Genomic DNA, 9,892 nt, shown 5'->3' on the forward strand with positions numbered 1-9,892 from the left:
CTTACCCGGCGGCGGGTTTGTCCGCGGCCGGCGCCGGGCGGGCAGCGGCCAGGATGTTGGCGATGGCGCTGGCGCGCAGGTCGTCGGACAGCTCCTCCAGGCTCAACGAGAGCTTGCGGCGCCAGTTGGGGTACTGGTCCACGGTGCCGGGCAGGTTGACCTGCGCGGCCTCGCCCGTCAGGTCGTCCAGCTGCACCATGGCGATGGCGGCGTTGGTGCGCGCCAGGAAGGCGTGCACCGCGTGCCCCAGCCCGTCGTCGAAGGGCGATGCGCTGCCGAAGCTGGCCGGCAGCGGCAGGCCGGCGGTGCGCACCGCCTCGATCAGGTGGGCGCGTTCCTCGTCGCGGCGCGTCCGCTGCCTTTCGGCCTCGCCGGGGGCGGGGTAGAGGCCCTTTTCCTCCTTCAGATCGATGTCGTGCCCCTCCCACCAGCCGCGCAGGGTGGCGAGATCGTGGCTGCCCACGGTGGCCAGCGCCAGGTAGGGGTAGGCGTCGGGGCCGACGAAGCGGCCGTCCGCCGCCCATTCGAAGAACACCACGCGGTAGCTGAGCACCCCGGCCTCCGCCATGCGCTCGCGGAAGCCCGCCGGGACGGTGCCCAGGTCTTCGCCGACGACGAGGCAGCGGTGGCGCACGCTCTCCAACGCCAGGATGCCCAGCATGTCCTCCATGGGGTAGGCGACGTAGGCGCCCTCGCCGGGCGGATGCCCCTCCGGGATCCAGTAGACGTGCTGGAGCGCCATGGCGTGGTCGATGCGCAGGCCGCCGGCGTGGCGCATGTTGGCGCGCAGCAGGCGGATGAAGCCGGCGTACGCCTCTTCCCGCAAGGCGCGCGGGTGGAAGGGCGGCAGGCCCCAGTCCTGGCCGGCGGGGTTGAACAGGTCGGGCGGGGCGCCGACGTGCGCGGCCGACACCACCACGTGCGGGGCCGCCCAGGTCTCCACCCCCGCGCTGTCGGCGCCGACGGCGAGGTCGCGGTAGAGGCCGATGGCCATGCCGCGGGTGCGGGCGTGCGCCTCGGCGTTGGCCAGCTGGTCGTCCGCCACCCATTGCAGCCACGCCAGGAAGTCCAGCCGGTCGCGGTTGACGTCGGCGAAGCGGGCGACCTCGGGGGAGGCCGGGTCGCGGAACGCTGCCGGCCAGCGGCGCCAGTCGGCCTGCGCGGGATCGTCGGCGGCAAAGCGTTCGCGCAGGGCCTGGAAGACGCAGAAGCGGTCCAGCACCTCGCCCCACTCCGCGCGGAAGGCGGCGAAGGCGGCGCGGCGCTCCGCCGACGCGCCGGACTGGAAGGCGTGGAACAGCATTTCCAGCACCGGCAGCTTGAGCGCGGCCACCGCCGGGTAGTCCACGTATTCCGCGCCTTGCGCCGCCGCGATGGCCTGCCGGAAGTCGGCGTCGGCCAAGCGGGCGCGGGCCTCCGCGCAGGTCATCAACTCCGGCACCGCGCTGACGTCGATGTAGAGCGGGTTGAGGAACAGGCGGCTGGCGGGGGAATAGGGGCTGGCCTGGTCCGGGCGGTCGAGGAACAGCGCGTGCAGCGGGTTCAGCCCGATCACCGCGGCGCCGTGCCCGGCGGCGATCTCCGCGAGGTTGGCGAGGTCGCCGAAATCGCCCATGCCCCAGTCGCTGCCGGACCGCAGGGTGTAGAGCTGCGCCGACAGGCCCCACACCCGCTCCCCCATCTCCAGCGGAACGGGCAGGTGGCAGCGGTCGGGCACGATGATGACGGTCGTCTCGGCGCCGTTGCCGTCACCCTCCACGCGCAGGCGGTGGTAGCCGAGAGGCGGTGCCAAGCCGAGGTCGAGGCGGCGCACCTCCACGTCCCGTCCGTCCAGGCCGGCGCGACGGACCAGCGGCAGGTCGCCGAACAGGACGGCGCCGGTGCGTTCCGCGCCGTCCTCCTGGGCCAGCGTCCAATGCAGCTCACCGCTGCCGGCCGGCAAGGTGACGGTCACGGCGAAGGGCGGCCGGTCGTAGCGCAGGACGGCGACCGGCGGCAGCGGGCGCGCCAGCTCGGCCCGCTCGATCCCGGCCAGCCGGGCGGTGGCGGTGTCCTCGTCCGGGGCGTCCACGCCCATGGCGGAGAGCAGCGCGCGGGCGGTGTCGGGCGTGGTGCGCACGGTCTTGCCGGCGGCGTCCGTGTACTCCGCCTCGATCCCCATGCGCTCGGCGAGGCGGTCGAGGGCGCTCGCCTCCTCGATCGACCAGATCACCGACCAGGGGGACAGCACGCCGTCACGCACGCCCTCGCCCTCGGTCCACACCACGCGGCCCGGCGCGTCGGTCAGGCCGGGGGTGGGGGTGTCGGACAGGTTGGCGCGCAGGTGCAGGCGGCTGCCGTCGCCGAGCCGCCATTGCACGCTCAGGCCGCTGCGGCCCACCACCTCGTAGCGGCCGGTGCCGCCGGGCGTGCCCTCCAGGTGCGGGACGATCTCGCGCCTGCGCGTCTCGATCGCCCGGCGGTACCAGGACAGCCACTCGGCGTGCGGCGGCTCGTCCCGGCTCTCCCAGTCCAGCTTGGCGCTGTCGAACGTGTCGGGTGCCGTGGGGTCGGGGATGCGGGCGCGCGCCTCCGGATCCTGGAACTCGGGGAAGGCGGCGAATTCTTCCCGCCGCCCCATGTGCACGGCCTTGGCCAGTTCGGGGCCGAAATCGCAGAAGAAGGGGAAGGGGCGGTTCGACGCCCACTCCTCCCCCATGAACAGCATGGGGACCTGCGGGGCCAGCAGGTAGACGGCCGCCGCCGCCCGCACGGCCTCCGGCGGGGCGATCTGGGCGATACGCTCGCCGAACGCGCGGTTGCCGATCTGGTCGTGGTTCTGCAGGAAGCCGACGAAGGCGGTGGGCGGCAGGTGGGCCGACGGCTCCCCGCGCGGCTCGCCTCGGAAGGCGGTGGGCTCGCCCTGGAAGGCGAAGCCTTCGGCCATCGCGCGGCCCAGCCTGTGGGTGGCCCCGGCGTAGTCGACGTAGTAGCCGCCGGCCTCCCCGGTCGCTGCCGTGTGCAACCCGTGGTGCAGGTCGTCCGCCCACTGCGCGGTGTGCCAGCGCGGGCGGCCGTCCGGGGTGCGGGCCAGGAAGCGGGCCTGGTTGGCGTCGTTCTCCAGCACGAGGTGGACGTGGCGGCGGCCGGTGGTCAGGGCCTGCACACGCTCCGCCAGCTCCTCCAGGAAGGGGCGGTCGCTGTCGTCGATAATGGCGTGCACGGCGTCGAAGCGCAGGCCGTCCAGGTGGAACTCCTCGATCCAGTAGAGCGCGTTGTGGATGAAGAACTCGCGCACGTTGGCGCTGTCCACGCCGTCCACGTTGATCGCGGCGCCCCACGGCGTCTGGTGCCGGTCGGTGAAGAACGGGCAGGCGTAGGCGTGGAGGTAGTTCCCCTCCGGCCCGAAGTGGTTGTAGACGACGTCCAGGAAGACCATCAGGCCGCGCGCGTGCGCCGCGTCCACCAGCGCCTTCATGTCCTCCGGCCGGCCATAGGCGCTGTCCGGCGCGAAGGGCAGCACGCCGTCGTAGCCCCAGTTGCGGGCACCGGGGAAGTCGCTGACCGGCATCAGCTCGACGGCCGTGACGCCCAACTCCACCAGATCGTCCAGCCGGTCGATGGCGGCGCGGAAGGTACCCTCGGGCGTGAAGGTGCCGACGTGCAGCTCATAGAGGATGGTCTCGTGCCACGGCCGGCCCTGCCACGCCGTGTCGGACCAGGGGTAGACGGTGGGGTCGATGACCTCGCTGAAGCCGTGCACGTCGCCCGGCTGGTAGCGCGAGGCGGGGTCGGGCACCTCCTGCCCGTCGTCCAGCACGAAGCGGTAGCGGGTGCCGGCGCTGGCCTGCGCGGTGGTCCACTCGTACCAGCCGTCCGCAACGCTCAGCATCGGAAGGGGCGCGCCCACGTCTTCCAGCAGCAGCGAGACGTGCCCGGCGGCCGGCGCCCACAGGCGGAAGCGCACGGTGCCGTCCGGCAGCACCTGGGCGCCGAAGGGCATGGCGTGCGCCCGCGCCTCGCCCAGCGCCACCGATCCGGGGGCCGCCTGCCCGATGGCGCCGGGGGCGGCGTCGGCCACGTCCGGCCCGGCGTCGGCCTGAAGGATGGCGGTGACGCCCGACAGCGGGATCGCCAGCCAGTCCGGCCGGTTCGCCAGTTCGTACCCCACCTCGTAGAACGCCTTTTCCAGCAGGAACAGCTTCAGCAGCTGCGCGGCCGTGCCGGGATCGGCGGGGAAGGAGGGGCAGTCGCCGATGGCCGCGCGGTAGCCGTCCAGGAAGGCGCCGCCCGCCGCGCCCTCCCACCAGCCGATCCACGCCGTGCGCGCGGCGCGCGTCGGCTCGTCCAGATCGTCCGGCAGGCCGCGGCGCGCGGTGGCGGCGGCGTAGGCGAAGGAGCGCAGCATTCCCGCCACGTCGCGCAAGGCGCAGTGCTTGGCGCGCCGCTCCGCCAGCGGGCGCATCGGCTCCCCTTCGAAATCGATGATGAACACGTCGTCGCCGGACACCAGCACCTGCCCCAGGTGGAAGTCACCGTGCAGGCGCGTGCGGGCGAGGGTGACGGAGGCGGGGGTGAGCGCGCCGATTTGCGCCATCACGGCGCCTTCGGCGGCGGCGAGTGCGGCGGCCTGCACGGCGGTGGCGCCGTCCAGCCGGTCCAGCGCGCTGCGCAGCTTGTCCAGCGTGGTGCGCGCCATGCGGCGGACATCCTCCGCCCACTCCTCCAGCACGACGGTGTCCACCGGTTCGGGGCGGAAGGCGTCGTCGTCGGTGGGGGTGGCGAGGGCGCGGTGCAGCTCCGCCGTGCGCCGGCCCAGCGTGCGCGGCAGCGTCAGCAGGGACTGGTCGTCGGCCTGCGCGCCGTCGAAGCTGTTCAGCCGTTCGACCAGCCGGCCGGTGACGTGCGCCCAGCCGTCGACGGCGTCCGGCACCAGCGCCTGCAGCATGCCCAGCGTGGTGGGGCCCTTGTCGCCCGTGCGCTCGACCCAGCCCAGCAGCGGCGGCGTGCCGGTATAGCCCGCGACCTCCGTCAGGAAGCGGGTCATCTCCACCTCCGGGTGCGTGCCGGATTCGAGCTTGCGGATGCTTTTCAGGATCGCCGCGTCGCCGACGCGGACGGAGGTGTTGGACTGCTCCGCGCCCGGCCAGCGCAGCGTCACGTCGCCGGACAGCGCGCCCTCGACGGCGGCGAAGGCCTTGGTGCGGTGGAAGGACAAGCCATCGATGCGCCCGCCGGTGCGGATGCCGTCCAACGCGGCGCGCACGAACGCCTCCTCGCCGCAAGCATCGCGCAGCGTGGCGGACCAGTGGCCGCCCTCCGGGCCGGCGATGGTGTAGGGATCGCCGGGCTGCGCCGCGCCGCCGCGGTCGAGTGTGAGCGGCAGCAGGTATGTTTGCGCCGCAGCGCCCGGCGGCTCGACCCGCACCAGGCAGACCAGCACCGCTCCGCCCGCCACGGGCAGGGTCATGGCGTCGGCGATGCGCACGCGCGGCGTGCCGGCGTCCTTGGCGGCGTACCAGCGCCGTTCGGCGATGAAGGCGGGCAGGACGTTCTGTTCGAGATGGGACAGGGCATCGCGGTCGAGCGGGGCTTGGATCCGTTGGGCGGCGTGGCGCACGTGGCCTCTCCTGATGGCGAACTTTTGCTGGCGGGCTTCCGGGGGATCAACACGCGATGCGCGAACAACTCACGCGGACGGGCGGATCATGCGGACGGGCGGACAAGGCGGGCGGTCGCCTCCAGCACGCCGCGGCCAGCAGCCTCGATCACGTCGGCGTTGGTGCCGTGCACGCGGGCGAAGACGTCGGTGGCCGCACCCACGAAGGAGCGGGAGCCGCAGCCCATCGCCTCCAGCGTGCGGCACGCCCAGGCGTAGTGGCGCGCCTCGTCCTCGGCGTTGCGGCGCAGCACCTCGGCCACCTCGGGCGGGTGGGCGCGGGCGGCGTGGCGGGCGTACTTGGCCTGCGATTGCCACTCGTTGGACTTGAAGGCCAGCAGGATGGCGCGGTCGCCGCCGGGCAGGGCCGCCACCTGCACGCCCAGCTTGAGCAGGCCGGTGGGCAGGTGCGGCAGCGGCACGCGCACGCCGCCCAGGTCGCGCAACAGGGCGGACAGGTCGCGGATGTGGCGCTGGTGGTCGTCGCGGAACGCGGCGAGCGCGTCACGCGCCTCGGGGTTCCCGACCGCGCTGATCGCCAGCGTGTAGACCGGGAGCGCGTCGTATTCCAGCTGCAGCAGGTCGATCAACTCGGCGATCAGGGCCGGCGTGTCGGGGTGCGTACGGGTGTTCATGATCCCTCCGTGGGCGTCCGCCCGTGGTCTTTCGGCTGGGGCTCAACAGGGGGGCGCAGCCTTGCTCACGCCCAGACGGTCCGTCCTGGCGGGGCGGCTACCTCCTCCGACATAGCGGATTGCTTCGGTGACGCTTCGGTTGCGGTGCGGAATGCTTCGGCGCGGCGGCGGTTTTCAGACCGAACGCAGAGGAGGGAGAAGACCGTGCCGCAGCTCAACCGGACACCAGCGCCCGTGGACAACCACCCGCACGTCGTCATCGTCGGCGCCGGCTTCGGCGGCTTGGCGTGCGCCGCGGAACTGGGCGGTACGAACGTGCGCGTCACGGTGATCGACCGGCGCAACTACCACCTGTTCGTGCCGCTGCTGTACCAGGTGGCGACCGCCGCCCTGTCGCCCGCCGACATCGCCCAGCCCATCCGCAAGGTGCTGAACCGCTACCCCAACGTCGACGTCATCCTGGGGGAGGTGAAGGGCGTCGACCACGCCGCGCGCCGCGTGGTGCTGGCCGACGGCAGCTTCGTGCCCTACGACCGGCTGGTGCTGGCCACCGGCTCCTCCTACAGCTACTTCGGGCACGACGAGTGGGCGAAGGTGGCGCCGGGGCTGAAGACCATCGAGGACGCGCGCCAGATCCGCGCCCGCCTGCTGGGCTGTTTCGAGCAGGCCGAGGTGACCGCCGATCCGGAGCAGCAGAAGGCGCTGATGACCACCATCATCGTCGGCGGCGGGCCGACGGGGGTGGAGATGGCCGGCTCGGCCGCGGAACTCGCCCGCTACACGCTGGCCCGCGACTTCCGCCGCATCGACACGCGCTCCGCCAGGATCCTGCTGGTGGAGGCCGGGCCACGGATCCTGGCGGCCTTCCCGGAGGAGCTGTCGAACTACGCCCGCCGCGCCCTGGACCGGCTGGGCGTCACCGTGCTGACCGGTCAGGCGGTGGAGCGGATCGAGGCGGGCGGGGCGGTGATCAACGGCCGCTTCGTGCCGGCCGGCACCATCGTATGGGGGGCCGGGGTGAAGGCCTCACCCGCCGGCACATGGCTGGGCGTGGAGACCGACCGTGCCGGCCGCATCTCGGTGGCGCCGGACCTGTCGGTGCCGGGGCTTGAGGGCGTCTACGCGCTGGGCGACACGGCGGCGGTGGCCGGCGACGACGGCAAGCCGCTGCCGGGGTTGGCGCAGGTGGCCAAGCAGCAGGGCATCCACCTGGGCCGCGCGCTGGCCGCCAATCTGGAGCGGGGCGAGGCGATGCCGGCGTTCCGCTTCCGCATGCGCGGCAACACGGCCATCGTCGGGCGCAGCGCCGCCGTATTCGACTTCGGCCGCTATCGGCTGAAGGGGTGGTTCGCGTGGCTGCTGTGGGCCATCGTTCACGTCTACCTGCTGGTGGGGTTCGAGAAGCGGCTGCTGGTCAGCCTGCAATGGCTGTGGCGCTACATGACCTACCAGCGCGGCGCCCGGCTGATCACCGGCGACGTGCCGGCGCCGCTGCCGCCGACCGTTGAGCGGGAGGCGCCGGCCGAGGAGCGGCCCCAGGAGGAGAGGCAGCGCAACCGCGCTTAACGGAAGACATATCGCCGTTGATTCCGGCAGCAGCGCACCGCGCGTGGTGTTGGAAGGGGTGGCTTGAGGGCGTCTCCCCCGCGTTCGACAAGCCGACTCTCCGATGGAAAACCGTTGTTGGAACTGGGCTGGCCGCGCGAGCGGCCAGCCCTTTACTTCGTCCCGTGCGCGGACAGCCATTCCGTGATCTGCGGCCACAGCCCCTCGTGCGCCGAGCGGCCGACCAGGACGCCGACGTGCTGCAGCGCCACGCCGCGGTCGCCGGTGTAGTGCAGCACCCGCACCTCCGGCACGGCGGACAGGGCCGAGAGCGTGGCGGCAGCCGGGATCACCGTGCTGCGCGGGTCGACCACGGCCAGCACCGGGCATGCGATTGCGGCGGAACCGACCGTCCGGCTTCCCAGGGGCAGCGTGCCTTTGGCGAAGCGGTCCTCGCGGTACAGGCGCTCCACCACGTCCTCGAACAGGCGGGCGGGCATGGCGAACTCGTCCAGCGTCCAACGGATGACGCGGGTGTGCAGGCGCGTGTCCTGCGGGTCGCCAAGGCTGGCCAGTCGGTCGCGCCACACCTCGCCGGAGAAGGCGTCGGGCGCGGCGCGCACGCTGGCGTTGTTCAGCAGCGATCCGGGCACCGAGGCGGCGCCGTCCAGCAGCGTGCCGGCCGGCGGCGCCTTGGCGACCAGCGCGGCAAGATCCCCGGCGTTCGGCCCGAAGGCCAGAGGTGCTTCCAGGAGGAGCAGGGCCGCCACCCGCTGCGGGTGCGCGGCGGCGAAGACGGCGGCCAGGGTGCCGCCCAGTGAATGGCCGGCCAGCAGCACCCGCTTCGCACCGCCGCCGGCCTGCACCGCATCAACGGCCGCCGCGATGTGGCGATCGGCGTAGTCGGCGAGGCCGGTGTCGGGCGCGCCCTCATCCGGCTCGGTCCACTCGATCAGGTGGACGCGCAGGCCGGCGTCCAGGCAGCGGCGCACGGCGCTGGAACCCGGCGCGATGTCCCAGATATACGGACGCTTGATCGGCGCGGGCACGATCAGCAGCGCCGGCCCGTCCGCCGGGCCGCCGTAGGCGCGCAACCGGAAGCCCGGCCGCGCGGCGATGACGCGGAAGGGCGTCTCCTCCGGCCCGAAGCCAGCGGCGTCCAGCATCAGGCCGCGCATCCGCCGCATCCGGTCCATCATGTGCAGCGCGAACATCCGGCCACTCCTTTGTCCGTCGGGTCGCAGGAAACAACAGTCAGCGCGGCGTCTGGTACGGGCGGCCAGCGATGGTGAACAGGCCCGCCTTGAGGCTGACCGACATGTGGTTGGCCTTGGCGATGGCCCGCTCCGCGGCGGAGGCCGGCAGCACCTCGCGCGCCGTCCGGCCGAACAGGTCGAGCCAGCGGTCGAAGGACTCGGGCTCCAACCCCAGGCCGACGTGCGCCATGAAGGGGCTGCCCTTGTAGCCGCCGGTGCCGCGCAGGTGCGAGGACCAGAACGTCTCGATCTCGGCCAGATGGCCGTCCCAGTTGCGGATGGCCTTCTCGAACACCGGACCCAGCATGGGGTCCTGGCGGGCGCGGTCGTAGAAGCGGTGCACCAGTTCGGTGACCATTGCCTCGGTCACGGGCTCCTCATGGACGGGGACGGGGTCGTGCGGCATCGGCGGGATTCCCTGTGGCGGTTGCGGGATCATACGCCAAGCGTTCTCGCAAATCCCGTGCCGATCGGCCGCACGTCGTGTTGACAGGAGTGTGTGCCAACCCGACCTGACGTCTCAAGACAGCGACGAGGTTGCAAACGATGACCACCCCCGTGCGGGAGAACCCCGCAAAGGGCCGTTACGAGTTGGACGTGGACGGCAAGACCGTGTTCGCGACGTACCGCCGCGACGGTACCACCCTCTACATCCCCTACGTCGAGGCGCCGCCGTCCCTGCGCGGCACGGGTGCCGCCGGCCGGCTGATGCAGGGCATCATGGAGCGGGCGCGCGCCGAGGGGCTGCGCGTCGTGCCGATCTGCAGCTACGCATCCCTGTGGATGCGCCGCCACCGGGAACACCACGACCTGCTGGC

The 9,892-nt window shown here is 72.8% G+C and carries 6 protein-coding genes; 2 read left to right on the plus strand and 4 right to left on the minus strand.

All coding sequences use genetic code 11. The annotated features are described in order from the left end of the window. Position 1: 1 nt before the first annotated feature. Both treZ and VED21_RS35865 read right to left on the minus strand, forming a co-directional pair. A complete protein-coding gene (treZ, locus tag VED21_RS35860) occupies positions 2-5,599 on the minus strand; it encodes a malto-oligosyltrehalose trehalohydrolase (RefSeq protein WP_324890775.1) in 5,598 nt (1,865 codons plus the stop codon). An 86-nt stretch (positions 5,600-5,685) separates the two neighbouring features. Continuing rightward, a complete protein-coding gene (locus VED21_RS35865) occupies positions 5,686-6,273 on the minus strand; it encodes a ferritin-like domain-containing protein (RefSeq protein WP_324890777.1) in 588 nt (195 codons plus the stop codon). A 204-nt stretch (positions 6,274-6,477) separates the two neighbouring features. Between VED21_RS35865 and VED21_RS35870 the strand changes: the two genes are divergently transcribed. Further along, positions 6,478-7,839 carry an NAD(P)/FAD-dependent oxidoreductase gene (locus tag VED21_RS35870; protein ID WP_324890779.1) on the plus strand — a complete coding sequence of 454 codons (1,362 nt, stop codon included), beginning with the start codon at positions 6,478-6,480 and terminating at the stop codon, positions 7,837-7,839. A 152-nt stretch (positions 7,840-7,991) separates the two neighbouring features. Here VED21_RS35870 and VED21_RS35875 read toward each other — a convergent pair whose 3' ends face one another. Both VED21_RS35875 and VED21_RS35880 read right to left on the minus strand, forming a co-directional pair. Continuing rightward, a complete protein-coding gene (locus tag VED21_RS35875) occupies positions 7,992-9,032 on the minus strand; it encodes an alpha/beta fold hydrolase (RefSeq protein WP_324890781.1) in 1,041 nt (346 codons plus the stop codon). A 40-nt stretch (positions 9,033-9,072) separates the two neighbouring features. Beyond that, positions 9,073-9,444: a group III truncated hemoglobin gene (locus VED21_RS35880; RefSeq protein ID WP_324890783.1), complete on the minus strand. Its 372-nt coding sequence runs from the start codon at positions 9,442-9,444 to the stop codon at positions 9,073-9,075. 176 nt (positions 9,445-9,620) lie between these two features. Here VED21_RS35880 and VED21_RS35885 point away from each other — a divergent pair. Then, the coding region (locus VED21_RS35885; RefSeq protein ID WP_324890785.1) for a GNAT family N-acetyltransferase at positions 9,621-9,892 on the plus strand (272 nt) is incomplete at its 3' end.

It is taken from the genome of Azospirillum sp., assembly GCF_035627195.1.
Taxonomy (GTDB): Bacteria; Pseudomonadota; Alphaproteobacteria; order Azospirillales; family Azospirillaceae; genus Azospirillum.